This is a genomic window from Tessaracoccus caeni (assembly GCF_029211185.1).
GTDB classification, from domain to species: Bacteria; Actinomycetota; Actinomycetes; order Propionibacteriales; family Propionibacteriaceae; genus Arachnia; species Arachnia caeni.
This window is the reverse complement of sequence record NZ_JARGDO010000001.1, coordinates 299,780-324,111: the sequence shown is the minus strand read 5'-3', so window position 1 is coordinate 324,111 and position 24,332 is coordinate 299,780. Positions and strand designations below refer to the sequence as shown.

21 protein-coding genes and 2 tRNA genes are annotated in these 24,332 nt (G+C 66.1%); 17 read left to right on the top strand and 6 right to left on the bottom strand.

From position 1 onward, the window contains the following. Positions 1-11 precede the first annotated feature (11 nt). From P0D62_RS01510 to rplA, 11 genes are all read left to right on the top strand, one after another. Positions 12-84: transfer RNA gene (locus P0D62_RS01510), tRNA-Met, on the top strand. Between the two features lie 54 nt (positions 85-138). Then, positions 139-309: a 50S ribosomal protein L33 gene (gene rpmG, locus P0D62_RS01505; RefSeq protein ID WP_275700840.1), complete on the top strand. Its 171-nt coding sequence runs from the start codon at positions 139-141 to the stop codon at positions 307-309. Between the two features lie 103 nt (positions 310-412). Then, complete coding sequence (locus tag P0D62_RS01500) at positions 413-838, top strand: FAS1-like dehydratase domain-containing protein (RefSeq protein WP_275700839.1); 426 nt, start codon at positions 413-415, stop codon at positions 836-838. Then, positions 831-1,247, top strand: a complete 417-nt coding sequence (locus P0D62_RS01495) for a MaoC/PaaZ C-terminal domain-containing protein (RefSeq protein ID WP_275700838.1) — start codon at positions 831-833, stop codon at positions 1,245-1,247. The genes P0D62_RS01500 and P0D62_RS01495 overlap by 8 nt, the downstream gene beginning before the upstream one ends. After that, positions 1,243-2,343: a UDP-N-acetylmuramate dehydrogenase gene (locus tag P0D62_RS01490; RefSeq protein ID WP_406708209.1), complete on the top strand. Its 1,101-nt coding sequence runs from the start codon at positions 1,243-1,245 to the stop codon at positions 2,341-2,343. Before P0D62_RS01495 ends, P0D62_RS01490 begins: the two co-directional genes overlap by 5 nt. A gap of 28 nt (positions 2,344-2,371) precedes the next feature. Continuing rightward, the gene (gene manA / locus P0D62_RS01485) at positions 2,372-3,568 is read left to right on the top strand and encodes a mannose-6-phosphate isomerase, class I (protein WP_275700837.1); all 1,197 of its coding nucleotides are present in this window, start codon (positions 2,372-2,374) and stop codon (positions 3,566-3,568) included. A 64-nt stretch (positions 3,569-3,632) separates the two neighbouring features. After that, positions 3,633-3,705 (top strand) — tRNA-Trp (locus tag P0D62_RS01480). An 80-nt stretch (positions 3,706-3,785) separates the two neighbouring features. Further along, positions 3,786-4,145, top strand: coding sequence for a preprotein translocase subunit SecE (secE, locus tag P0D62_RS01475; protein WP_275700836.1), 360 nt, complete (start codon positions 3,786-3,788; stop codon positions 4,143-4,145). Between the two features lie 10 nt (positions 4,146-4,155). After that, on the top strand, positions 4,156-4,971 hold the full coding sequence (gene nusG / locus P0D62_RS01470) for a transcription termination/antitermination protein NusG (protein ID WP_275700835.1): 816 nt from the start codon (positions 4,156-4,158) through the stop codon (positions 4,969-4,971). A gap of 61 nt (positions 4,972-5,032) precedes the next feature. Beyond that, on the top strand, positions 5,033-5,461 hold the full coding sequence (gene rplK / locus P0D62_RS01465; protein ID WP_275700834.1) for a 50S ribosomal protein L11: 429 nt from the start codon (positions 5,033-5,035) through the stop codon (positions 5,459-5,461). An 86-nt stretch (positions 5,462-5,547) separates the two neighbouring features. Further along, positions 5,548-6,246, top strand: coding sequence for a 50S ribosomal protein L1 (gene rplA / locus P0D62_RS01460; RefSeq protein ID WP_275700833.1), 699 nt, complete (start codon positions 5,548-5,550; stop codon positions 6,244-6,246). Positions 6,247-7,103: 857 nt separating this feature from the next. Here rplA and P0D62_RS01455 read toward each other — a convergent pair. From P0D62_RS01455 to P0D62_RS01445, 3 genes are all read right to left on the bottom strand, one after another. Beyond that, a complete protein-coding gene (locus P0D62_RS01455) occupies positions 7,104-7,397 on the bottom strand; it encodes a hypothetical protein (protein WP_275700832.1) in 294 nt (97 codons plus the stop codon). A 285-nt stretch (positions 7,398-7,682) separates the two neighbouring features. Further along, the gene (locus P0D62_RS01450) at positions 7,683-8,213 is read right to left on the bottom strand and encodes an AAA family ATPase (RefSeq protein ID WP_275700831.1); all 531 of its coding nucleotides are present in this window, start codon (positions 8,211-8,213) and stop codon (positions 7,683-7,685) included. Between the two features lie 117 nt (positions 8,214-8,330). Beyond that, a complete protein-coding gene (locus P0D62_RS01445) occupies positions 8,331-9,134 on the bottom strand; it encodes a nucleotidyltransferase domain-containing protein (protein WP_275700830.1) in 804 nt (267 codons plus the stop codon). A 166-nt stretch (positions 9,135-9,300) separates the two neighbouring features. On the opposite strand from P0D62_RS01445, the gene P0D62_RS01440 reads away from it, so the two are divergent. After that, positions 9,301-10,065: an enoyl-CoA hydratase/isomerase family protein gene (locus tag P0D62_RS01440; RefSeq protein ID WP_275700829.1), complete on the top strand. Its 765-nt coding sequence runs from the start codon at positions 9,301-9,303 to the stop codon at positions 10,063-10,065. Between the two features lie 307 nt (positions 10,066-10,372). Here the strand turns inward: P0D62_RS01440 and P0D62_RS01435 are convergent, their stop codons facing one another. The 3 genes from P0D62_RS01435 to P0D62_RS01425 all read right to left on the bottom strand — a co-directional run bounded on the left by P0D62_RS01435 (position 10,373) and on the right by P0D62_RS01425 (position 13,027). After that, positions 10,373-11,137, bottom strand: coding sequence for an amino acid ABC transporter ATP-binding protein (locus P0D62_RS01435; RefSeq protein ID WP_275700986.1), 765 nt, complete (start codon positions 11,135-11,137; stop codon positions 10,373-10,375). Positions 11,138-11,142: 5 nt separating this feature from the next. Beyond that, entirely contained in the window at positions 11,143-11,829 is a 687-nt protein-coding gene (locus P0D62_RS01430; protein WP_275700985.1) for an amino acid ABC transporter permease, read from the bottom strand. Positions 11,830-12,091: 262 nt separating this feature from the next. Continuing rightward, positions 12,092-13,027, bottom strand: coding sequence for an ABC transporter substrate-binding protein (locus tag P0D62_RS01425; protein ID WP_275700828.1), 936 nt, complete (start codon positions 13,025-13,027; stop codon positions 12,092-12,094). Between the two features lie 370 nt (positions 13,028-13,397). Between P0D62_RS01425 and rplJ the strand changes: the two genes are divergently transcribed. The 5 genes from rplJ to P0D62_RS01400 all read left to right on the top strand — a co-directional run bounded on the left by rplJ (position 13,398) and on the right by P0D62_RS01400 (position 24,139). After that, positions 13,398-14,012 carry a 50S ribosomal protein L10 gene (gene rplJ, locus P0D62_RS01420; RefSeq protein WP_275700827.1) on the top strand — a complete coding sequence of 205 codons (615 nt, stop codon included), beginning with the start codon at positions 13,398-13,400 and terminating at the stop codon, positions 14,010-14,012. 47 nt (positions 14,013-14,059) lie between these two features. Then, positions 14,060-14,452: a 50S ribosomal protein L7/L12 gene (gene rplL / locus P0D62_RS01415; protein ID WP_275700826.1), complete on the top strand. Its 393-nt coding sequence runs from the start codon at positions 14,060-14,062 to the stop codon at positions 14,450-14,452. A 201-nt stretch (positions 14,453-14,653) separates the two neighbouring features. After that, positions 14,654-16,486 carry a glycoside hydrolase family 35 protein gene (locus P0D62_RS01410; RefSeq protein WP_275700825.1) on the top strand — a complete coding sequence of 611 codons (1,833 nt, stop codon included), beginning with the start codon at positions 14,654-14,656 and terminating at the stop codon, positions 16,484-16,486. Positions 16,487-16,693: 207 nt separating this feature from the next. After that, positions 16,694-20,167, top strand: a complete 3,474-nt coding sequence (rpoB, locus tag P0D62_RS01405) for a DNA-directed RNA polymerase subunit beta (RefSeq protein ID WP_275700824.1) — start codon at positions 16,694-16,696, stop codon at positions 20,165-20,167. Between the two features lie 93 nt (positions 20,168-20,260). Continuing rightward, a complete protein-coding gene (locus P0D62_RS01400) occupies positions 20,261-24,139 on the top strand; it encodes a DNA-directed RNA polymerase subunit beta' (RefSeq protein WP_275700823.1) in 3,879 nt (1,292 codons plus the stop codon). Positions 24,140-24,332: the final 193 nt, after the last annotated feature.

Below are 24,332 nucleotides of genomic sequence, written 5' to 3'. Positions count from 1 at the left end.
GTGAGAACATCGACGGGGTAGCTCAGTCGGTAGAGCAAGCGGCTCATAATCGCTGTGTCGCGGGTTCAAGTCCCGCCCTCGTCACCGACCAAGTGTCAAACGCGCTCATCCGGCGCGCACCAGGCAAGGAGTTAGAACATGGCCAAGAAGGGCGGGGACGTTCGTCCCAAGATCACGCTTGCTTGCACCGAGTGCAAGGAGCGCAACTACATCACCAAGAAGAACCGCCGCAACGATCCCGATCGGCTGGAGCTCAAGAAGTTCTGCCCGCGCTGCCGCACCCACCAGGCGCACCGCGAGACCCGCTGATCTCGGCGTAACAGACATCAAAAGGGCCGTCCCGCAAGGGGCGGCCCTTTGTCGTTCCTGTTGTCGTGTCTGACGCTTGCCGCCAGCGAGTAACCTAGCCTGCATGCCCATCACCACCGAGCATGTGGGGCGCAGCTATCCGCCCGCCGCCCCGTACGAGGTCAGCCGAGCCAAGATCGCCGAGTTCGCGGCGGCCCTCGGCGACGACAACCCCCGATACGCCGGCGAGAACCCCATCGCCCCGCCCACCTTCGCCGCGGTCATCGCCGCGCAGGCATGGGAGTCGATCTTCAACGACGACGAGTTGGGTCTTGCGCTCAATCGCACCATGCACGCCGATCAGGGCTTCGAGGTCGTGCGGCCGCTCGTGCCCGGTGACCTCGTCTACGCCCATCTCACGATCGAGAAGGTGCGCAATCGCGGTCTGCTGGACATGGTCACCCTGCTGGTCGACCTCAAGGTCGACGGACGGACGGTGTGCGAGGCGCGTTCGCAGCTGATGCACACGAGGGAGGACGAGAATGCCTGAGCTTTCCGAGGTCTCGGTGGGCACCGAGCTGCCCGAGCTGCGCGTGCGTATCACCCGCTCCGGCGTCGTGCGTTACTCCGGTGCATCCACCGACTTCAACGAGATCCACTTCTCCGACCGGCATGCTCGGGCGATCGGCCTTCCTGGCGTCGTCGCGCACGGCATGTGGACCATGGGCGCGGGCCTGCGCATCGTCACCGACTGGGTGGGCGATCCCGCCCGGGTCACCAGCTATTTCGTCCGCTTCACCCGGCCCGTCGTCGTCCCGGACGACGATGAGGGCGTCGAGGTGGTCTACCGGGCGAGCGTCTCGGCGGTCACCGAGACCGGCGCCAAACTGTCCCTCACCGCAACCTGCGGCGACGACACCGTGCTCGGGGCGGCGCGCGCGGAGGTGCGCCTTGATTGAGATCGTTCCTGAAGAGGCCTCGTGCAGCGTGGAGCAGGTCTCGCGCGACGGCGATGCCCTGGAGATCTCGGGTTCCACGGCGCTGAGCGCGCACACCACGTTGCGGGTCGGTGGCCCGGCACAGCGGTTCGTGGTCGCCCGCACGGAGCGCGAGCTGATCGACGAGATCTCCGCCGCCGACGCCGCAGGAGTTCCGGTGCTGGTCCTGGGAGGCGGGTCGAACGTGCTCGTCTCCGATGAGGGCTTCCCGGGAGTGGTGGTGCGGGTCGCGCTCACCAGGATCGACGCCGACGTGTCGGCCTGCGGCGGAGCCGTGGTCCGCGTCGGCGCGGGGGAGAACTGGGACGACTTCGTCGCGTACACCGTCGAGCAGGAGTGGGGCGGCGCCGAGGCGCTGTCCGGCATCCCCGGCAGCGTGGGCGCCACGCCGATCCAGAACGTCGGGGCCTATGGTGTCGAGGTCGAGCAACTGGTGTACTCCGTGCGCACCTACGACCGCCAGACGGGTCAGGCCCGCACCTTCGCCGCCGTCGACTGCGGATTTGCCTACCGCAGCTCCTTGTTCAAACGCGAGCCTGGTCGCTACGTCGTGCTGAGCGTCACCTTCCAGCTCACGCTGGCCTCGCTCAGCGCTCCGATTCGCTACGCCGAACTGGCCCGCGAACTCGGCGTCGAGCAGGGGCGACGCGCCGACGCACGCGCGGTGCGGGAGACCGTGCTCCGGATCCGTGGTCGCAAGGGCATGGTGCTCGACGACGCCGACCACGACACCTGGTCGGCCGGTTCTTTCTTCACCAACCCCATTCTGAGCGCCGACGACGCCGGACGGCTTCCGGCCGATGCACCCCGATTCCCGACGGCCGACGGTCGCGTGAAGACCAGCGCGGCGTGGCTGATCCAGCACGCCGGCTTCGAGCGGGGGCATCGGGTGGGGGAGGCGTCGCTCTCGACGAAGCACGTCCTCGCCCTGACCAACCGGGGCCGGGCGAGCGCAGACGACATCGTCGCTCTGGCGCGAGAGGTGCGCGACGGCGTGCAGCGAGCCTTCGGGGTGACGCTGGTGCCCGAGGTGAACCTCGTCGGCGTGACGCTCTAGTCGCGGCATTCTCAAGGCGGTCGTGATCATGACTGGAGTTTTTCCGCTGCGCCCTGTCCTCAAGGACTACCACTGGGGATCGATCTCCGCGATCCCGGGGCTGCTCGGCATCGAGCCTCCCGGGCTGCCGCTGGCCGAGCTGTGGCTCGGTGCGCACGGCAACTCGCCGTCCCTGATCGGCGACGGCCTCCCGCTCGACGAGTACCTCGCCGGCGGCAAGGCTGAGGGGGGACGCTACGCCGGACAGCTGCCCTTCCTGATGAAGATCCTCGCGGCCGCATCGCCGGTGTCCATCCAGGTGCATCCCAACCGGACCCAGGCGGCCGAGGGGTTCGCCAGGGAGGCGGGCGGGGGGCTGTCCCCGAAGGATCCGGCCCGCAACTACCGGGATCCGCACCACAAGCCCGAGATCCTCGTCGCGCTCACGCCGTTCAGCGCGCTCTGCGGGCTGCGCGAGGCCTCCGATAGCGCGCTCCTGCTGCGCGACCTGCTCGGCGCTCGCGCGGGCCGTGGGGTGGCCGCGAGGCTATTGGCCCACCTCGACGACGGTGACCTGAGCGGTGCCGTCGACCTGCTGCTCTCGGGTGATCCCGCCGTGCCCGGACTCGCGTCGCTGATGGCCCGGCTGGCCGACGAGCGACCCGGGCCGCTGACCGACACGCTCACCTATACCTCGAGCCATCACGGCGCCGATCCGGGGGTCGTGGTGGGGGCGCTGCTGAACCGCGCCGATCTCGCCCCGGGCGAAGCGGTGTTCGTCGAGGCCGGCCAGTTGCACGCGCACCTGCGCGGCGTAGGCGTGGAGGTGATGGCACCGTCCGATAACGTGTTGCGCGGCGGTCTCACCCGCAAACGCATCGACGCGCCGGAGCTGCGGCGCATCGGGGTGTTCGACGCACACGAGCCGACGATCCTCCGAGGCGACCGGCACGCCGTGCGCGGGCTCACCGTGACCAGCTATCGGCCGCACGTCGAGGAGTTCGAGGTGCATCGGCTGGAGGTCGCCGGTCCGGGTGCCTGCCTGGCGTTGGGAGGATTCGGTTTGGCGATCGCCACCAAGGGCTCGGTGCGGTTCTCCAGCGGGCAGGATCAGCTGACCGTGCCGATGGGCGGCTGCGTCTTCCTCGACACCTCCGACGAGGTGAGCGTCGACGGCTCTGGCGAGGCCTATCTGACCACCTCCCCAGGGCTCTCGGTTCGCGAAACCAGCTCAAACCGCCTATAGTTTCTTCGTACCGGTTGAAACTCGGCAATGTCGAGCCGCGCCCTCGGGGCGGAGAAATCGGTGAAGGGTAGTAGCTCAACTGGCAGAGCAGCGGTCTCCAAAACCGCAGGTTGGGGGTTCGAGTCCCTCCTGCCCTGCTCTACAGCCCTCCGGGCTGTCGGTGCCTTCCGGTCCTTCTGGGGAGGCGTTTTTGTTGTTAGGCGAAGGGAAGAAGAGCGTGAGCGACGAGTCGCCCGACTCTGACAAGAGCACCGGCGAGGGCCAGCAGCCCGCGACGGGGGATCCCATCGTCCGCAGGACAGCGAAGGCGCCGGTGAAGAAGAGCGCCCCCACCCGGACTCGTGCAGAAGCTGAGCGGGAGCGGGAAGAGGTCGATCCGTACAAGGCGGCCAACCCCGCGGAGTTCGTGAGGCAGAGCGCGGGAGAGCTCAAGCAGGTCGTCTGGCCCACCTGGCCAGAGCTCACCACCTACTTCCTCGCGGTGCTGATCTTCGTGCTGTTCGTCATCACGTTCGTCGGCCTGCTCGACACGGGCTTCGGCTGGGGCCTTCTGCAGCTACTCGGACTACTAGGCTAGGGACGAACTGATGACTGAGAACTTCGACCAGAACGAGGGTCAGGAATTCGAGATCGATCTCGGGCCCATCGAGGATCTTGCTGCTGGCGACGAGGTCGAGATCGACTTCGGCGCCGGCGATGACACCGTCGACGCCGACGACGAGGATGTGCTCGTCGTCCTCGACGACGATGAGGACGAGGCCGACGAAGCCACCGCTCAGGACGACGACGCGGTGTCCGCGGCCGTCCAGTCCCTGCGTGAGGATCTGGAGTCCAAGTGGGGCGAGTGGTACGTGATCCACACCTACTCGGGCATGGAGAACCGGGTCAAGCAGAACCTCGACTCCCGCGTGCAGTCCCTCAACATGGAGGACTTCATCTTCGAGACCGTCGTGCCCACCGAAGAGGTGGTCGAGGTGCGCAACAACACCCGCAAGACGGTCACCCGCTGCGTGCTGCCCGGCTACGTGCTGGTGCGCATGGAGCTGAACGACGAGTCGTGGGCGGCCGTCCGTCACACCCCGTCGGTCACCGGCTTCGTCGGACACGGCCAGCAGCCCGTCGCCTTGTCCATCGACGAGGTCGTCAAGATGCTCACCCCTTCCATCGTGTCGAAGGTCGCGGCCGAATTGGCCGGCGCCAGCGCGCAGCGGAAGCGGAAGGTCGAGGTCGTCGACTTCCAGGTCGGCGACTCCGTCATGGTCAGCGACGGCCCCTTCGCCGGGGTGCACGCCACCATCACCGAAATCAACGCCAACACCCAGCGCCTGCGTGCGCTCGTTGAGATCCTGGGCCGGGAGACCCCCGTCGACCTGGAATTCAAGCAAGTCACGCGAGTCGGCTAGGATTGTGCGTCGCGCCGGTTCGCCGGCGCATCCAGTTAACAGATAGGTAAAGGACCCACCCATGCCTCCCAAGAAGAAGGTAGCTGCCCTCGTTAAGGTCGCCCTTAACGCCGGCGCTGCTACGCCTGCCCCTCCGGTCGGTACCGCGCTCGGTCCGCACGGCGTCAACATCATGGAGTTCGTCAAGGCGTACAACGCCCAGACGGAGTCCCAGCGCGGCAACGTCATCCCCGTCGAGATCACCATCTACGAGGACCGCACGTTCACCTTCATCACGAAGACGCCGCCGGCCTCCGAGCTGATCAAGAAGGCCGCGGGCCTCACGTCGGGCTCCGACAACCCGTTGAAGAATAAGGTCGGCAAGCTGACCAAGGATCAGGTGCGCGAGATCGCCACCACCAAGCTGCCCGACCTCAACGCCAACGACGTCGAGGCCGCCATGAAGATCATCGAGGGCACCGCGCGCTCGATGGGCGTCACCACCGAATAACTCATCACCCTCTGGGAGGGGACTGTTGCTCCCCGCACCAGAACTGGTCGACCGGCCCCGCGCCGGCCAAACAACAAGGAACCAGCATGAAGCACAGCAAGGTCTACCGGAACGCCGCCGAGAAGCGCGACGCCGGCCAGGCATACACCCCCGAGGAAGCCGTTCGCCTGATCAAGGAGATGGCCTCCGCCAAGTTCGACGAGACGATCGACGTGTCCTTCCGTCTCGGCGTCGACCCCCGCAAGGCCGATCAGATGGTCCGCGGCACGGTCAACCTTCCCCACGGCACTGGCAAGACGGCACGGGTCCTCGTCTTCGCCTCCGGTGAGAAGGCTGAGGCCGCGCTCGCGGCCGGCGCCGACGAAGTGGGCACCGACGATCTGATCGAGAAGATCCAGGGCGGCTACCTCGACTTCGACGCCGTCGTCGCCACGCCCGACATGATGGGCAAGGTCGGCCGTCTGGGTCGCGTCCTCGGCCCCCGTGGCCTGATGCCGAACCCCAAGACCGGCACCGTCACCATGGACACCGCCAAGGCCGTCTCCGACATCAAGGGCGGCAAGATCGAGTTCCGCGTCGATCGCCACGCCAACCTGCAGTTCATCATCGGCAAGGCCTCGTTCTCCGACGAGCAGCTGCTCGGCAACTACTACGCCGCCATCGAGGAGATCCTGCGTCTCAAGCCGTCCTCCTCGAAGGGCCGCTACCTGCGCAAGATCGCCGTCTCCGCGACGATGAGCCCCAGCCTGCTCGTCGACACCTCGGTGACCAAGCCCGCCGTCTGATCGGCACCAGCTGACGCTGAGAGGGCCCCTGCTCGGATCTCCGAGCAGGGGCCCTCTTGCTGCTTCTCGACTCGTTCCTCGACCGCCTCCACCTCACTCCCAATCCCTACTCCCCGCCCTCCCACCCCGCACCTCCATCCCCGCACCTCCATCCCCGCCCTCCCACCGCCCCAATCCAGGAAAATCGGCCAATGGCCGATTTTTCGGTGTCTAATGCCGAGAATCGGCCACTACCCCTGGGTTCGTGGGTTGAGCTGCCCGTCAGCACCTGTGGATTTCGATTGAGTGGGCAACTCGTCCTGTGGAAAGCGGGAAATCCGGCTTGTCGCCGCCAATAAAGAGACATGAAGAGACGGACTCCAGTGCCGACGTCGCTCCAGTTGGTTGCTCGAACACAGGGCGGCGCATTCACGCGTTCCCAGGTGCTCGCTCATGGCGGCACACAGGCGGTGATCGACCGGCGTCTGGACACGGGCGACTGGGTGCGCCTCGGGCAGGGTGTGTACACGGCTAGTCAGCGCCCGAGCTTCCGGACGCGCTGCTGGGCCGGACTGCTGCTCGCCGAAGGCCCTGCGTGTGTAGGTGGCTTGGCTGCTGCTCACCTCTACGGGATCGTCGACGAACCATCGTCGATCACCATCTGGGGCGATCGTTCGCGAGCTCAAGGGCCCTGGCGGTTCCGCCGAGGTGATAGAGCTGGAGTGGGTGAACTCGCGCGATTGAGAATCGAGGATGCGGTCCTCGACGCGTGCTCCGAGAGTGACGGTGACGACGTCATCGAGGTGCTTGCGAGCTGCCTTCGGAATCGGCTGACCACTCCCGAAAGGCTGCGCTCCCGCGCTCTCGACCTTGAGACGTTACGGCACCGCCGAGTGATCCTCGGACTCCTGCCCGACTTGGGGACCGGCGTCGAAAGCACTCTCGAGAGCTACTTCCTGCATAACGTCATTCGTCCTCATGGTCTGCCAGAAGGCATACGGCAGATCTCGGTCTCCGATGGCACCCGCAGCGATGTCGTATTCGATGACTTCACCACCATCATCGAGTTGGATGGTCGACGCGGGCATGAGGGGGAAGGGAGGTGGCGCGATGCGCGACGTGACAATCGGCACCTTCTCCTGGGCTACGTGACGCTCCGATTCGGGTGGCATGACGTGGTGCTACGTCCGTGCGTGGTGGCATCGGTTGTCGCTGCTTTGCTTCGTAAGCGAGGCTGGAAAGGAGCCGGCAAACGTCCCGTGGGACGGTGTGGGCGACGCTGCGCGGTTGAGGAGCTACCGGCTGTCTCTCCCGTACAGGTGGTATGACAGGGGCGCGGTGATCGAGCTGGCTTCTATGGGCCGGTAGGCGGCCGGTCGTTATCCGTGTACGTCCCGATGACCGTGGATGCTGCTGCTGTTCTTGGATGTGTTCGAGAGGGTGAAGAGGCCTTCATGCTACGGATCCGCGGCATCCTGGAGCTCGAAGGAGGGCCATCGCGAGCATGCCCAGGCATGCCACGACGGAAAGCCGGCTGGAGCCGTGTCCAGCGGACCGCCTTCTGACAATTCGTCGGCGGACGGGATCTCGAACACGGTCGCCTGGCGGAGGATGTCGTCGTCAGACATCCAGTAGGTGTCTAGTGGATGACTGGCGTAGCGGGCCTCGATACGTCTGCGTCGCTCGCTTTCCTCGATCTCGAGGTAGTGAACGACGCAAGCGAAATCGGCATCGGCGGCAAGCGCACGCAAAGCGGTCCGTTCATCGCGCGCCCATAAGCCGAAGTCCACGATCACGTCGACGCCGGCGCGGAGCACGTCGAATCCCAAGGCGAGAAGGCGCCCCTCCAACACGTCATGCTCTTGGTCTGTGTAGGTGCTTCCGAAGAGGGGGAGCATCCACTCGTCGGGGCTCAACAACACCGCGCGACGTTCCGTCAGGAGACTGTGCGCGAGGGTGGTCTTGCCAGAGCCGGGCAGGCCGACCAACAGATGGAGCGTGGCTCTTGTCACCATCGCATTTTAGGAGGCTGGTTCGGCGTCGTCGCTGACTGTGACCCCGACCTGGACTGTGGCCGATTTTCCTGGATTGGAAGTGGTGTTCTGCTACTCAGGACGGGGGAGGGCGCGAGTTCGGGCAATGGCGGCGTACAGTTCCTCTGGAGTCGACCCGGTCTCGGCGAGGATCGCGGCGGCGTCGGAGCTGAACGATGCGGGGGCATCACGTAGACGACTCACGCCGGGCAGGAGACCCTTCTCATTGATCGCCCACGCACCGCACACGGCGTGCCAGCTATGTGCGAGCAGCATCACGGCATTCGTGATGCACAGACAGACGTAGGCGGTGTCGCCCGCGCCCGCTGCCTTGGCGGCACCGTCGAGGTGAAAGTCCACCTGCCAGAGGTTGTTCACTAAAGCACGGCTCAGGGCCTCAGGATATGGCGTGATCGACGCGGCGAGGCGAGCGTGCACCGCCTCGTCGTCGACGAGCGGGATGCTCAGCGCGACCTCGCCGGCGTAGGCGATGTCAAGGAAGCCCAGCGGGTGGCCGGGTTGATGGTGGAACGCAAACTCTCCGCGCGTCGCCCGGGCGCATTGCTCGGCAACACGAGCGACATCGCGCAGGATGAGATCCACCGCAGTGTCGGCGATCGTGATCCACGCGCCGCTGTCCACCCAAGGGCCCCACGAACCGGCATCGCCGATCTCAACTGTGGAACCATGCCACCGCTTTGCCACGCCTGAGAGGGCGGGCCTGTCGACATCGGCAGTTACATACAGGCCGAGGTCGACGTCGGAATCGGGGTGGTGCGTGCCGCGTGCACGACTGCCTCCGAGAACGACGGCGCACACCCCGGGAACGGCGGCAAGCTCGTCGGCCAGCCGTCGCAGTGTTGCTTCCGAGATCATCGCTCGACCCTACTCTCACCCTCCTAGTGACGCCACTGTCCCTCGTCGGGCAGGGTGTTGGCCGATTCTCGGCATCAGACGCCGCAAAATTGACCATTGGCCGATTTTCCTGGGTTGATTTGGGGGAGGTGGGGCGGGGAAAGCGGGAGTGGACCAGGATGGGGGCATGGGTGAGGTTCTCTTGGAACGGCGTGGCGCCATCGCGATAGTGACGCTGTCGCGGCCGGACAAGCACAACTCGATGACGGCGGCGATGTGGGACGCCGTTCCCAAGGTGTTCGCAGACATCGATCGCGACGACGACGTGCTCGTCACGGTGCTGCGCGGGGCGGGTGATTCCTTCTGCGCCGGCTCCGACATCAGCGCTCTGGAGGGAAACGCGCATGCATCCCAGCCCATCCGGGCCGAGCTGGCCATCGCCGCCAGCCCGAAGCCCGTCGTCGCCGCTATCGAGGGGCACTGCCACGGCGGCGGCTGTGAACTTGCCTTGGCCGCAGACATTCGTGTGGCAGGGGAGGGAGCGACGTTCTCCGTTCCGCCGGCGCGGCTGGGCATCGTCTATCCGGTCTCGGCGACGCAGCGGATGATCGATCTGATGGGGCCGGCGATCACCAAGGAGCTGTTGTTCACGGCGCGCCGGATCGACGCCGCCCGCGCGGTCACCGTCGGAATGGTTAACGAGATGGTGCCTAGTGGAACGGCCTTCGACGCGGCCATCGCCCTTGCCGAGCAGATGACCCGGCTGAGCCAACTCACGCTGCGGGCGTCGAAGGACATCGTCGACCGTCTCACGGCGCGCGATCTGGACGCGGAGACCGCGATCAGCTGGGTGCAGGAGGCCGCCGAGGGCCCGGACCTGCAGGAAGGCATCGCAGCCTTCGCTGAGCGACGCCGCCCGCAGTTCCAGTGGCGATCGGGCGCCGCACGATAGCGAGCGACCGAGAACGAGGAGACAGTGGCCGATTCTCGGCATCAGACACCGGAAAATCGGCCAATGGCCGATTTTCCGGGATGGGCGATGGCGGTAGGGGGACCGGGAGCGGGTAGCTGTGTGATGGGCACAAACGGCGGGCTAGGGTCTGTTGCGGAAGTGGTGGCCGTAGCGAGCGGCGTCATGGTGCGTCAGATGCAAGGCGCAGGAGGAAAACGCTAGCGGGCCCTAACGTTGACGAGTGCAACGAAGCAGATGGCGTGCCAGGGCGTCGCGTAGTAGGCCATTTCCACTTTCGTAACAGGCCCTAGAGCACCTTGGCGAAGAAGTTCTTGGTGCGGGGCTCCTGCGGGTTGTCGATCACTTCGGCTGGGGTTCCCGCCTCGACGATCACTCCGTCGTCCATGAACACCACCTTGTCGGCCACTTCGCGGGCGAAGCCCACCTCGTGGGTGACCACGATCATCGTCATGCCCGACTCGGCGAGGTTCTTCATCACCTGGAGCACCTCGCCGACCAGCTCGGGGTCGAGAGCCGAGGTGGGCTCGTCGAAGAGCATCAGCTGCGGATCCATCGCCAGCGCCCGTGCGATGGCGACGCGCTGCTGTTGACCGCCGGAGAGCTGCGCGGGGTAGTGGCTCATCCGGTCGCCGAGGCCGACCTTGGTGAGCTCCTGCCGGGCGCGCGTCTCCGCCTCCGACTTGGAACGGCCCAAGACCTGGCGCTGGGCCTCCATCACGTTGCCGAGGGCCGTCATGTGGGGGAAGAGGTTGAAGCGTTGGAACACCATGCCCACGGAGCGGCGCTGGCGGGCGATCTCCTTGTCGGGGAGTCGGTGCAGGATCGTCCTGCCGTTCTTTGTCGCCTCGCGCAGCCCCATCAGCTCGCCGCCCACGAAGATCCGGCCCGCACTGATCTGCTCCAGCTCGTTGATGCAGCGGATCAGCGTCGACTTGCCCGAACCCGACGGGCCGAGCACGACGCACACCTCGCCACGGCCCACCGTCAGGTCGACCCCCTTCAGCACGTGCAGGTCGTCGAAGAGCTTGTGCACGCCGCGCACGTCAACCATCGGCTTCACGGGGTCACATCCAGGTTCGGGTCGCTGTGGACGGTGTGGGCGGAGAGGATCGCCTGCTGGCGCTTCGACATGCCGCGCGGCTTCTTACCGGGGTTGTCCTCGTCGAAACCCTTGCCGTAGTAGGCCTCGAGGCGCGCCTGCCCCACCATGAGGATCGACGTGATCACGAGGTACCAGATCGCGGCGACGAGCAGCAGCGGGATGGGGAGGAAGGCCTTGTTGCCGATAGCGTTGCTGACGAACGTCAACTCCAGCGAGAACGGCACCGCCAGCACCAAGGAGGTGGTCTTCAACATCGAGATGGTCTCGTTGCCCGTCGGAGGCACGATCACCCGCATCGCTTGAGGAATGACGATCCGTCGCAGCGTCGTTGAGCGCTTCATGCCGAGCGCCGTCGAGGCCTCCCACTGGCCCTTGTCCACGGAGTTCAGGCCCGAGCGCACGATCTCAGAGAGGTAAGCGCCCTCGTTGAGCCCCAGGCCGAGCACGGCCGCCACGCCGGCGTTGAACACGTCGAAGGTGCTGAACTCGAAGAGCTCGGGCCCGAAGGGGATGCCGAGGCTGAGCTTCGGATAGAGGACTCCGAGCAGGCCCCAGAACGTGAGCTGGGTGTATACCGGGGTGCCCCGGAAGAACCAGATGTAGGCCCACGAGACGCCCCGCAGGATGGGGTTGGTGCCCATCCGCATGATCGCCATGGTGACGGCCATCACGATGCCGAGCAGCATCGCCGCGACGGTCAGCAGCAGCGTCCAGCCGATGCTCTTGATAATCCGTGGGTCGAAGAGATGCTCGGCGACGACGTCCCACCGATAGTTCGGGTTGGTGAGCAACCCGTGGACGAACATCGCCGCCAACACCAGGACGATGCCCGCCCAGATCCAGACGCTGGGCCTGGGGACTGGGCGAGCTTGGATCAGTTCGATCCGCTCGGTCATGGCGAGCTTAGGCGGACGGGTTCAGCTCGGCCGTGGTGAGCGCGCCCTCCACGCCCCACTGGCCGAGGATCGCGGCCCAGGTGCCGTCGTCCATGAGGTGCTGCATCGCCTTCTGAACGGCTTCCGTCAGCGCCTGGTCATCCTTGGAGACGACGATGCCCTGCGGAGCCGAGTCGCGGACACCACCGACTACCTCGAGCTGGCCACCGGTCAGCGCAGCCGCATATCCGGCGACGGGGGAGTCGGCATAGAAGGCCGCGGCCTTGCCGCCGACCACGTTGGTAGTGGCGTCGGACTGGCGGCCGTAGGACAGGATCTCGACGGCATCCTTACCTGCCGCGGTGCACTCGCCGGAAAGCTCGCCGAGGATGGTCTCCTGATCGGTCCCGGTCTGGACGGCGATCGACGCGCCGCAGACGTCATCCGGATTGAAGCCGTGCGGGTTTCCGGTCTGGACGGCGAAGCTGGAGCCCACGTTGATGTATGAAATCATGTTGGCCTGAGCGATACGGTCCTCGCGGATGGTGAACGACGAGATGCCGATGTCGGTCTTGGAGCCGATGGCGGGGATCAACGACGCGAACTCGGCGTCCTCGACCTGAGCCTCGAGACCCAGGACGTTGCCCAGCGCGCGGCCCAGGTCGACGTCGTAGCCGATGTAGCTGTTGAGATCCTCGGCGCGGAACTCGGCGGGGGCGTAGTCGGCGGAGGCGCCGATCAGCAGCGTGCCGCGCTCGGCGATCTTCTTGGGTACGAGGGCTGCGATCTCGTCGACCTTGGCGACGCCGGAGGTATCGAAGGTGCGGTCGGTCTGCTCCTCGGCGGCTGGGGTGCTGCTGGTGCCACCACTGGTGGGCGAGCCCGGATCGGGCTCAGCAGCGTTTCCACCGCAGGCGGTGAGTGAGAGGGCGGCGATGATTCCGACGGCGTACAGGCGGCGCACTTCAGGCCTCTTTTCAGAGATGGGTTTCGGGTGTCAAACGCTCACAGACTAACGCAACGCGCCCGGGCCACCTCGCGGGGGAGGGGGCTCCGAGCGCGCTGCCGCGAAGATGTAACCCAATCGTGACGCGACGACCTGGATTTGGTGCCGTGCGAGGGAGCGGGTAATGTTCTCCGAGCCGAAGACCGCAGGTGACCGCAAGGTCATAACATCCAGCAATGGAGGCCCGCGCAGGTGATCGCTAGAGCAACATGCATGCGCATGCCGCCCCGCGCCCACCGGCACGGGGCTTTTTTGTTGGGCTCGGGTCCGAGGCCCTGGGTTCGCCCCCGATGGGCGGGTTCAGGTTGATGAACCGGAAGGAGACCCAATGGCGAGGCCGGAAAAGGCTGCGAAGGTCGCGGAGCTGTCTGACAAGTTCAGCACCTCGGCTGCTGCAGTGCTCACCGAGTACCGCGGTCTCACCGTGAAGGACCTGCAGAACCTGCGTCGGTCCCTCGGTGAGGACGCCACCTACGCCGTTGCGAAGAACACCCTGACCGCGCTGGCCGCGAAGGACGCCGGAATCGAGGGCCTCGACGAGACCCTCACCGGCCCCACCGCCATCGCGTTCATCTCGGGTGACGTTGCCGCTGTTACCAAGGGGCTGCGTGACTTCGCAAAGGCCAATCCGTCTCTGGCCATCAAGGGCGGCGTCATGGATGGCAAGATCCTCGACGCCCAGACCGTGCTGAAGCTGGCCGACCTCGAATCTCGCGAGGTGCTGCTGGCCAAGCTGGCAGGTGCGCTCAAGGCGAACCTGTCCAAGGCTGCTTACGCCTTCGCCGCTCCGGCTTCGAAGCTCGCCCGCGTCATGGGTGCGCTCGAGGCCAAGGCGCAGGACGATCCCGCCCTCATCGGTGGTGCCGGCTCCGCGCCGGCCCCCGTGGCTGAAGAGACCCCCGCCGCGGAAGCGGCCCCCGAAGCAGCAGACGCTGCGCAGTGATCCGTCGCAGCGTGTGCTGCAGCGAAATTTGAGAAAGGACGCCAAACATGGCGAAGCTCACCAACGAAGAGCTCCTTGAGGCTTTCAAGGAGATGACCCTGATCGAACTGTCCGAGTTCGTGAAGGTGTTCGAAGAGACCTTCGATGTCACCGCCGCCGCCCCGGTTGCGGTTGCCGCTGCTGCCGCTCCCGCGGCCGCCGAGGCTGTTGAGGAGGAGGCTGGCTCCGACAAGGTCGACGTCATCCTGACCTCCGGTGGCGCCAAGAAGATCGCGGTCATCAAGGAGGTGCGTGTCCTCAACCCCGGCCTCGGTCTGAAGGAGGCCAAGGATCTCGTTGAGAGCGCCCCGAAGCCCGTGCTCGAGCAGGTCGACAAGGACACCGCGGCCAAGGCCAAGGAGGCCCTCGAGGCCGCCGGCGCCACCGTCGAGGTCAAGTGACTCTTGCCTGACCGATCGCCCTGGCGATCGTGAAGGAGCCGCAGCTCGTTCCCCTCGGGGAGCGAGCTGCGGCCTTTTTCGTCTCGGATGTCGGCTCGATTACTCGAGGCGCCGAGCTGGCCGGTGTCGCCGTCGCTATCGTGAGTCTTTGAGTCCGGCACGCTATGCAGTGCCATGCCCGCGCCGTCTGAAGGGATCCTCATGCTCACTGTCTCAGGCCGTCATTTCGAGCGCGATGGCAAGCGCCATCTGATCGTTTCGGGTGCCATCCATTACGCGCGGGTGCATCCGGGGCACTGGGCCGATCGGCTGCGTCGCCTTCGTGCGATGGGTGCGAACACGGTGGAGACCTATATTCCCTGGAACTGGCACGCGCCGGCCCGCGGTGTCGTCGATTTCACGGGTTCCCGGGATCTCGGTCGATTCCTCGACCTCGCCGCGGAAGCGGATCTCGACGTCATCGTTCGGCCAGGGCCCTACATCTGCGCCGAATGGGAGGGCGGGGGCTTCCCGGGCTGGCTGCTGGAGGACCGCTCCATTCGGTTGCGCTGCAGCGACCCTGCCTATCTGCGCGAGGTCGACCGCTGGTTCGACGTGCTGATCCCCGTCGTCGCGGCCCGCCAGGTCCGCAACGGTGGGCGCGTGATCATGGTTCAGGTGGAGAACGAGTACGGCAGCTATGGCGAGGACAAGGCCTACCTGGCCCACCTCCGTGACGGTCTCCTGAGGCGGGGGATCTCCGCCATGCTGGTCACCAGCGACGGGCCCAGCGTCGGCTACCTCGCGGGTGGCGCGATCGATGGAGCGCTGCCGATGGTGAACTTCGGTTCCGGCCACCAACAGGCGCTGGAGCTGTTGGAGCAGGAGTACGGCGATCAGCCCGCCATGTGCATGGAGTTCTGGAACGGCTGGTTCGACCATTGGGGTGAGCCGCACCACTCTCGCGGTTTCGACGACGCGGCCAAGGAACTCGACGGCATGCTCGGGCGGGGGATGAGCGTCAACGTCTATATGGCCCATGGCGGAACCAACTTCGGGCTCTGGAACGGATCGAACTACGACCGACGCCTTCAGCCCACCGTGACCAGCTACGACTATGACGCCCCGATCGCCGAGAACGGTGCCCTCACGCCCAAATTCTGGGCATTCCGCGACGTGATCCGTCGTCATGTCGAGGTGCCCGAGATCCCGGCCGACCTCCACACCGATCCACCCGTGCTGCCTGCGGGCGAGCTGCGTCCGGTGGCCTCCACCCATTGGGGGCCCGACCAGCTGAGGGCGTTGTCGCGGGCTGCCCTGGCGGTCGTGCCCGGGCTGCGTGCGCAGGAGGAGCCGGTGCCGTTTCCCCCGGCCTTCGAGGATCTGGGTCTGGAGCGCGGCCTGCTGGTCCTGAGCACCACCTTCGAACACGCCGGGGGAGAGCCGCCGCTTCGTCTGTTCGGACTGCACGACCGAGCGCACGTCTACTGCGACGGTGAACTCGTCGGGATCGCGGGTCGGGACGAAAGGGAACCGGAGGCCGTGACGCTTTCGGCCGAGCGAGGCCTTCACCGCCTGGACGTCGTGGTGGAGTCGCTGGGGCGGATCAACTTCGGCCCGCTGCTCGGCGAGCGGAAGGGCCTTCTGGGCGGCTCCTGGCTGGAGACCCGGTATCTGATGGGCTGGCAGGCCTGGCCGGTGCCGCTGGACGTGATCGGCGGGGAGATCCTCGCCCAGGCAGGGGAGCCCGACGAGGGCCGTGGCTTCGTCGTGCGCCAGTACGAGCTCGTGGTTGCGCCGGACGACGCGGGACGCGACGCTTTCCTCGACACCGCCGAGGTGGGGCGGGGCTTCGTCCTGGTGGGCGAGGAGATGATCGGCCGGTGCTGGTCGGTCGGACCGCAGCGCACCCTCTACGTTCCGGGGCCGCTGCTGAAGGCCGGCTCCAACCTGATCACGGTGATCGCGACCGACGGCGCGCCCGGCGTCCTCCGGACCGTGGGCGCACCGATCCTCGACGGCGCCACGCCCGACGAGGGGGTTGCGCGGCCCTGAGGTCGCGGTATCATCGTCGGCGAGATCATCGTTGATCGGGGACGAGATTCCACGAGCCCGGGAGGCCGGGGAGCGGGACGTTTGCCCTGCGGGCAGGTTTGCTCTATAGTGCTTATTTGCCCTGCCATGCGTTGTGCCCGTTTCATTTGACACGGGTCCTTCGTCATGCAGAGAAGAAGCTTCAAGCGTTCTTGGAAGGACCGAATCTTGGCCGCCTCGCGCTCTGCGTTGAAGAACACCAATGTCATCTCGCCCACCGGGCGGATCTCCTTTGCGAAGATCCATGAGCCGCTCGAGGTGCCCAACCTCCTCGACCTGCAGATTGACTCTTACAACTGGCTGATCGGGAATCAGACGTGGAAGGACCAGGTTGCCGAGAAGCTCGCGGCTGGTCGCACCGACGTCAACACCCGCTCAGGCCTGGAGGAGATCTTCGCCGAGATCTCCCCGATCGAAGACTTCAACGAGACGATGTCGCTGTCGTTCCGCGACCATCGCTTCGAGGAGCCTAAGTACAGCATCGAGGAGTGCAAGGACCGCGACGTCACCTACGCCGCGCCGCTCTTCGTGACCGCCGAGTTCGTCAACAACGACACGGGTGAGATCAAGTCCCAGACCGTCTTCATCGGCGACTTCCCGCTGATGACGGACAAGGGCACGTTCATCATCAACGGCACCGAGCGTGTCGTCGTGTCGCAGCTGGTGCGTTCGCCGGGCGTCTACTTCGAGCAGACCCCCGACAAGACCTCCGACAAGGACATCTTCTCCTGCAAGGTGATCCCGTCGCGCGGCGCGTGGCTGGAGTTCGAGATCGACAAGCGCGATCTGGTCTCCGTGCGCCTCGACCGCAAGCGCAAGCAGAACGCCACCGTGCTGCTCAAGGCCCTCGGCTGGACCGAGGACCGGATCATGGAGGAGTTCGGCGACTTCGAGTCGATGCGGATGACCCTGGAGAAGGACACCGTCAAGACCCAGGACGAGGCCCTGCTCGACATCTACCGCAAGCTGCGTCCGGGTGAACCCCCGGCGCGCGACGCCGCGCAGGCGCTGCTGGAGAACTACTACTTCCAGTCCCGTCGCTACGACCTTGCCAAGGTCGGCCGCTACAAGATCAACAAGAAGCTCGGCGTCGGGCTTCCGTTCGATCAGCAGGTGCTGACCACCGACGACATCGTCGCGGCGATCAAGTACATCTGCGCGCTGCACGAGCACCGCGAGGAGATCGATGGCGTGCCCGTCGAGGCCGATGACATCGACCACTTCGGCAACCGTCGTCTGCGCACCGTGGGCGAGCTGATCCAGAACCAGCTGCGCACCGGCCTCGGCCGCATGGAGCGCGTCGTCCGCGACCGGATGACCACCCAGGACATCGAGGCGATCACGCCGCAGACCCTGATCAACATCCGCCCGGTGACCGCAGCGCTGAAGGAGTTCTTCGGCACCTCGCAGCTGTCGCAGTTCATGGACCAGAACAACCCGCTGGCCGGCCTGACGCACAAGCGTCGCCTCTCGGCCCTCGGCCCCGGTGGTCTGTCCCGCGACCGCGCCGGCATGGAGGTCCGCGACGTGCACCCGTCGCACTACGGCCGCATGTGCCCCATCGAGACCCCTGAAGGCCCCAACATCGGCCTCATCGGCTCGCTGGCGTCCTTCGCCCGGGTGAACCCGTTCGGTTTCATCGAGACCCCGTACCGCAAGGTCGTCGACGGCAAGGTCACCGACCAGATCGACTACCTCACCGCCGACGAGGAAGACCGCTACACGATCGCGCAGGCCAACGCCCACGTCGATCAGGACGGCACCCTCACCGACGAGCGCGTTCTCGTGCGCATCAAGCACGGCGACGCCGACGAGGTTCCGGTCTCCGAGGTGGAGTACATGGACGTGTCGCCGCGTCAGATGGTCTCCATCGCCACCGCGCTGATCCCGTTCCTCGAGCACGACGACGCGTCGCGTGCCTTGATGGGCGCCAACATGCAGCGCCAGGCGGTTCCGCTGATCCGCAACGAGGCCCCCTTCGTCGGCACCGGCATGGAGTACCGTGCCGCCGTCGACGTGGGCGACGTCACCCTGGCCAAGAAGCCCGGTGTGGTCACCTCGGTCTCCGGCGACATCCTCGAGATCGCCAACGACGACGGCACCTACTCCTCCTACAAGCTGGAGAAGTTCGTGCGTTCCAACGCGGGCACCTGCATCAACCAGCGCCCGCTGGTGAACACCGGCGATCGCGTCGAGGTGGGCACCCCGCTGGCCGACGGTCCCTGCACCGACCAGGGCGAACTGGCCCTTGGCAAGAACCTGCTCGTGGCCTTCATGCCCTGGGAGGGCCTGAACTACGAGGACGCCATCATCCTCAGCCAGCGCATCGTCCAGGACGACGTCCTCACCTCGATCCACATCGAGGAGCATGAGGTCGACGCCCGCGACACCAAGCTGGGCGCCGAGGAGATCACCCGCGACATCCCCAACGTCTCCGACGAGATGCTGGCGGATCTCGATGAGCGCGGCATCGTACGCATCGGCGCCGAGGTCGGCGCGGGCGACATCCTCGTCGGCAAGGTGACCCCCAAGGGCGAGACCGAGCTGACCCCCGAAGAGCGCCTGCTGCGCGCCATCTTCGGCGAGAAGGCCCGCGAGGTGCGCGACACCTCGCTGAAGGTGCCCCACGGCGAGTCCGGCACCGTCATCGGCGTGCGCGTGTTCAACCGCGAGGACGACGACGAGCTGCCCCCCGGCGTGAACCAGCTGGTGCGCGTGCACGTCGCCCAGAAGCGCAAGATCTCCGACGGCGACAAGCTCGCCGGACGCCACGGCAACAAGGGCGTCATCTCGAAGATCCTGCCGGTGGAGGACATGCCGTTCCTCGAGGACGGCACCCCCGTCGACATCGTGCTGAACCCGCTGGGCGTGCCGTCGCGAATGAACGTCGGCCAGGTGCTGGAGAACCACCTCGGGTGGATCGCCAAGACCGGTTGGGACATCACCGAGATCCAGACCGACTGGGCTGAGCGCCTGCGCGATGTCGGCCTCGGTCGCGTCGAGGCCGATTCCCGCGTCGCCACCCCCGTCTTCGACGGTGCGGACGAGCGCGAGATCGCAGGCCTGCTGGAGAACTCGCTGGTCACCCGCGACGGCGATCGCCTGATCGACGCCTCCGGCAAGGCGCGCCTCTTCGACGGCCGCTCCGGCGAGCCGTACCCGGAGAAGATCGGCGTGGGCTACATGTACATGCTGAAGCTGCACCACCTGGTGGACGACAAGATCCACGCGCGTTCCACCGGCCCGTACTCGATGATCACCCAGCAGCCGCTGGGCGGCAAGGCGCAGTTCGGCGGTCAGCGCTTCGGTGAGATGGAAGTGTGGGCCCTTGAGGCCTACGGCGCGGCCTGGGCTCTCCAGGAGCTGCTCACCATCAAGTCCGACGACGTCCCCGGCCGCGTGAAGGTCTACGAGGCCATCGTCAAGGGCGAGAACATCCCCGAGCCGGGCATCCCGGAGTCGTTCAAGGTTCTCGTCAAGGAGATGAAGTCCCTCTGCTTGAACGTCGAGGTGCTCACCGGCGACGGCAAGATCATCGACCTGCGGGAGTCGGAGGACGACATCCGCTCCGCTGAAGATTTCGGCATCGACCTCGGGCGTCGTCCCGGTGGCGACCGTTTCATGGACGTCGGCGAAGTCTGAGTCAGCGTCGGCCTTCGGGCCGGCACTCAGTCATCAAGGAACAAACTCAGACGAAACCATCACCTACAGATCAGTAGGGGAAAGAGAAGCAACGTGCTGGACGTGAACTTCTACGACGAGCTGCGCATCGGCCTGGCGAGCGCCGAGCAGATTCGTGAATGGTCCTTTGGCGAGGTCAAGAAGCCGGAGACCATCAACTACCGCACGCTCAAGCCCGAGCGCGACGGCCTCTTCTGCGAGAAGATCTTCGGTCCCACCCGGGATTGGGAGTGCTACTGCGGCAAGTACAAGCGGGTGCGCTTCAAGGGCATCATCTGCGAGCGCTGTGGCGTCGAGGTGACCCGCAGCAACGTGCGCCGCGAGCGCATGGGCCACATCGAGCTGGCCGCTCCTGTGACCCACATCTGGTACTTCAAGGGCGTGCCGAGCCGGCTGGGCTACCTGCTGGACGTCGCCCCGAAGGATCTCGAGAAGGTCATCTACTTCGCCGCGCACATGATCACCGCGGTCGACGACGAGGCCCGCCACCGCGACCTGTCTTCGCTGCAGGCCCGTCACGAGGTGGAGACCAAGCAGGTCGCCGCCCGTCGCGACGCCGACATCGAGGCGCGCATGCACAAGCTGGAAGAGGATCTCGCCCAGCTCGAGGAAGAGGGCGCCAAGGCCGACGTGAAGCGCAAGGTGCGCGAGGCCGCCGAGAAGGAGACCGGCCTCATTCGCACCCGCACGCAGCGTCAGCTGGATCGCATCGACGAGGTGTGGCAGCGTTTCAAGACCCTCAAGGTCCAGGATCTCGAGGGCGACGAGATGCTCTACCGCGAGATGAAGAAGCGCTACGGCAAGTACTTCGAGGGCTACATGGGCGCCGAGGCGATCCAGAAGCGCCTCCAGACCTTCGACCTCGACGCCGAAGAGCAGAACCTGCGCGAGATCATCGAGACCGGCAAGGGCCAGCGCAAGACGCGCGCGCTCAAGCGGCTCAAGGTGGTCAACGCGTTCCGCAGCGGCGACAACCATCCCGCCGCCATGGTGCTCGACGCCGTTCCCGTCATCCCGCCGGATCTCCGCCCCATGGTGCAGCTCGACGGTGGCCGCTTCGCGACCTCCGACCTGAACGACCTGTACCGTCGCGTGATCAACCGCAACAACCGCCTGAAGCGCCTGCTGGATCTCGGCGCCCCCGAGATCATCGTGAACAACGAGAAGCGCATGCTGCAGGAGGCCGTCGACTCGCTGTTCGACAACGGCCGTCGCGGTCGCCCCGTCACGGGCCCCGGCAACCGTCCGCTGAAGTCCATCTCGGACATGCTGAAGGGCAAGCAGGGCCGGTTCCGTCAGAACCTGCTGGGCAAGCGCGTCGACTACTCGGGCCGCTCGGTCATCGTGGTGGGCCCGCAGCTCAAGCTGCACCAGTGCGGTCTGCCCAAGGCCATGGCGCTCGAGCTGTTCAAGCCGTTCGTCATGAAGCGCCTCGACGATCTCAACCACGCCCAGAACATCAAGGCCGCCAAGCGCATGGTCGAGCGCCAGCGCCCGGTGGTGTGGGATGTGCTGGAAGAGGTCATCGCGGAGCACCCCGTGCTGCTGAACCGTGCACCAACCCTGCACCGCCTCGGCATCCAGGCCTTCGAGCCGCAGCTGATCGAGGGCAAAGCCATCCAGATCCACCCGCTCGTCTGCACCGCCTTCAACGCGGACTTCGACGGTGACCAGATGGCCGTGCACCTGCCGCTGTCCGCTGAGGCTCAGGCCGAGGCCCGCGTGCTGATGCTGTCGACCAACAACATCCTGAAGCCCGCCGACGGTCGTCCCGTGACCATGCCCACCCAGGACATGATCATCGGCCACTACTTCCTCACGCTGGAGCGCGAGGGAGCCGGTGCCGGTCGGGTGTTCTCCTCGCTGGCCGAGGCGATCATGGCTCACGATCAGGGTGAGCTGGCGATCGGTTCCAAGGTGCGGATCGCGCTGCGCGACGTCGTCGTGCCGGGCGTGCCGCAGCGTGCCGATGGCTCCTACCTTGTGGAGACCACGCTCGGTCGTGCGCTCTTCAACGAGGCGCTGCCGGAGGACTTCGGCTACGTGAACGAGGTCGTGGGCAAGAAGGTGCTCGGCGGCATCGTCAACCAGTTGGCCGAGGAGTACCCGAAGGTCGTCGTGGCCTCCACGCTGGACAACCTGAAGGACATGGGCTTCCGCTGGGCCTCGCGTTCCGGTGTCACCGTGTCGATCTCCGACGTGCAGACCCCGCCGCAGAAGCCCGAGATCCTGGCCTCGTACGAGAAGCGTGCCGCCAAGATGGACCGCCAGTACGAGCTGGGCGTGGTGACCGACGACGAGCGTCGCCAGGAGCTCATCGAGATCTGGACGGCCGCCACCACGGAGCTGACCGAGGCCATGAAGGAGAACTTCACCTCCGACAACCCGATCTTCATGATGGTGGACTCGGGTGCCCGAGGAAACATGACCCAGATGCGCCAGATCGCGGCCATGCGAGGCCTGGTGGCCAACCCGAAGGGCGACATCATCGCCCGGCCCATCAAGTCGAACTTCCGCGAGGGCCTCTCCGTGCTCGAGTACTTCATCTCGACGCACGGTGGTCGTAAGGGACAGGCCGACACCGCTCTGCGCACCGCAGACTCCGGTTACCTGACCCGTCGTCTGGTGGACGTGTCTCAGGACGTGATCATCCGCGAGGAGGATTGCGGCACCGAGCGCGGCCTCGCCAAGACCATCGCGACCGTCGTCGACGGACGCGCGGAGATGGTGGACAACGTCGAGACCTCGGTCTACGCCCGTGCGCTGGCCGTGGACGTCACCGACGCCAACGGCGAGCTGCTGGTCGCGGCCGGCATCGATCTGGGCGACGCTGAGATCGACACTCTGGTCAAGGCCGGCGTGACCTCCGTCAAGGTGCGCTCCGTGCTCACCTGTGAGGCCGCCACCGGCACCTGCGCCATGTGCTACGGCCGCTCGCTGGCCACCGGCAAGACGGTGGACGTCGGCGAGGCCGTCGGTATCGTCGCGGCCCAGTCGATCGGCGAGCCCGGCACCCAGCTCACGATGCGTACCTTCCACACCGGTGGTGTGGCCGGCGACGACATCACGCAGGGTCTGCCGCGTGTGGTCGAGCTGTTCGAGGCCCGCCAGCCCAAGGGCAAGGCCCCGATCGCCGAGGCCAACGGCGTGGTCAAGATCGTCGACGGCGATCGCAGCCGCAAGCTGGTGATCGTGCGCGACGACGGCGGCGAGGATCTGGAGTACCCGATCGCCCGTCGTACCCGTCTGGAGTTCGACGACCACAACGGTGACCGCGTGCAGATCGCCGACGGCGTGCGCGTCGAGATCGGCCAGCAGCTGACCGCCGGTCAGGTGGACCCGCAGGACGTGCTTCGCGTGCGCGGTCTCCGCAAGGTGCAGGAGCACCTGGTGGAGGAAGTGCAGCGCGTGTACGCCACCCAGGGCGCGCCGATCCACGACAAGCACATCGAGATCATCATCCGTCAGATGCTTCGCCGGATCACGGTGATCAACTCGGGTGACACCGCGATGATGCCGGGCGAGCTGGTGGACCGTCAGGTCTACGAGGCGCACAACCGCAAGGCGATCGCCGAGGGCGGCCGTCCGGGCGAGGGTCGTCCCGTGCTGATGGGCATCACGAAGGCCTCGCTGGCTACCGACTCGTGGCTGTCCGCGGCCTCCTTCCAGGAGACCACCAAGGTGCTCACCGACGCCGCCATCCAGGGCAAGTCGGACTCGCTGGTGGGCCTGAAGGAGAACGTGATCCTCGGCAAGCTGATCCCCGCCGGCACCGGCCTCGATCGGTACCGTCACATGCGGGTGGAGCCCACCGAGGAGGCCAAGGCCTCGTCGTACACCTCGAGCCTCGATCCGTACGATTACACGTTCGGTTCCGAGACCACCGGCCCGGCCATCCCGCTGGACGATCTGGACTTCGATGAGCTCCGCTGAGTTCTGAGATCCTGTAAGACAGGGCACCTGCGCGATGCAGGTGCCCTGTTTTGCTTATCACTGGAAATTGACCTAGTCTAGATCGGCGTGCTCGGTTGCTCGGGCACGGTTGTGCGTGCCCAGCGCGAATATCAGGTCCTCGCCGTTGCAGGGGGAACCGGATGCCGTGGCAGCGGCCGCACAGCAGCTATTC

Excerpts from the sequence above, each read along its gene's own strand:
- rpmG (WP_275700840.1), top strand. The coding sequence starts at position 139 with ATGGCCAAGAAGGGCGGGGACGTTCGTCCCAAGATCACGCTTGCTTGC.
- P0D62_RS01500 (WP_275700839.1), top strand. The coding sequence starts at position 413 with ATGCCCATCACCACCGAGCATGTGGGGCGCAGCTATCCGCCCGCCGCC.
- P0D62_RS01495 (WP_275700838.1), top strand. The coding sequence starts at position 831 with ATGCCTGAGCTTTCCGAGGTCTCGGTGGGCACCGAGCTGCCCGAGCTG.
- manA (WP_275700837.1), top strand. The coding sequence starts at position 2,372 with ATGACTGGAGTTTTTCCGCTGCGCCCTGTCCTCAAGGACTACCACTGG.
- nusG (WP_275700835.1), top strand. The coding sequence starts at position 4,156 with ATGACTGAGAACTTCGACCAGAACGAGGGTCAGGAATTCGAGATCGAT.
- rplK (WP_275700834.1), top strand. The coding sequence starts at position 5,033 with ATGCCTCCCAAGAAGAAGGTAGCTGCCCTCGTTAAGGTCGCCCTTAAC.
- rplA (WP_275700833.1), top strand. The coding sequence starts at position 5,548 with ATGAAGCACAGCAAGGTCTACCGGAACGCCGCCGAGAAGCGCGACGCC.
- P0D62_RS01455 (WP_275700832.1), bottom strand. The coding sequence starts at position 7,397 with ATGCCACCCGAATCGGAGCGTCACGTAGCCCAGGAGAAGGTGCCGATT.
- P0D62_RS01445 (WP_275700830.1), bottom strand. The coding sequence starts at position 9,134 with ATGATCTCGGAAGCAACACTGCGACGGCTGGCCGACGAGCTTGCCGCC.
- P0D62_RS01440 (WP_275700829.1), top strand. The coding sequence starts at position 9,301 with ATGGGTGAGGTTCTCTTGGAACGGCGTGGCGCCATCGCGATAGTGACG.
- P0D62_RS01435 (WP_275700986.1), bottom strand. The coding sequence starts at position 11,137 with ATGGTTGACGTGCGCGGCGTGCACAAGCTCTTCGACGACCTGCACGTG.
- P0D62_RS01430 (WP_275700985.1), bottom strand. The coding sequence starts at position 11,829 with ATGGGCACCAACCCCATCCTGCGGGGCGTCTCGTGGGCCTACATCTGG.
- rplJ (WP_275700827.1), top strand. The coding sequence starts at position 13,398 with ATGGCGAGGCCGGAAAAGGCTGCGAAGGTCGCGGAGCTGTCTGACAAG.
- rplL (WP_275700826.1), top strand. The coding sequence starts at position 14,060 with ATGGCGAAGCTCACCAACGAAGAGCTCCTTGAGGCTTTCAAGGAGATG.
- P0D62_RS01410 (WP_275700825.1), top strand. The coding sequence starts at position 14,654 with ATGCTCACTGTCTCAGGCCGTCATTTCGAGCGCGATGGCAAGCGCCAT.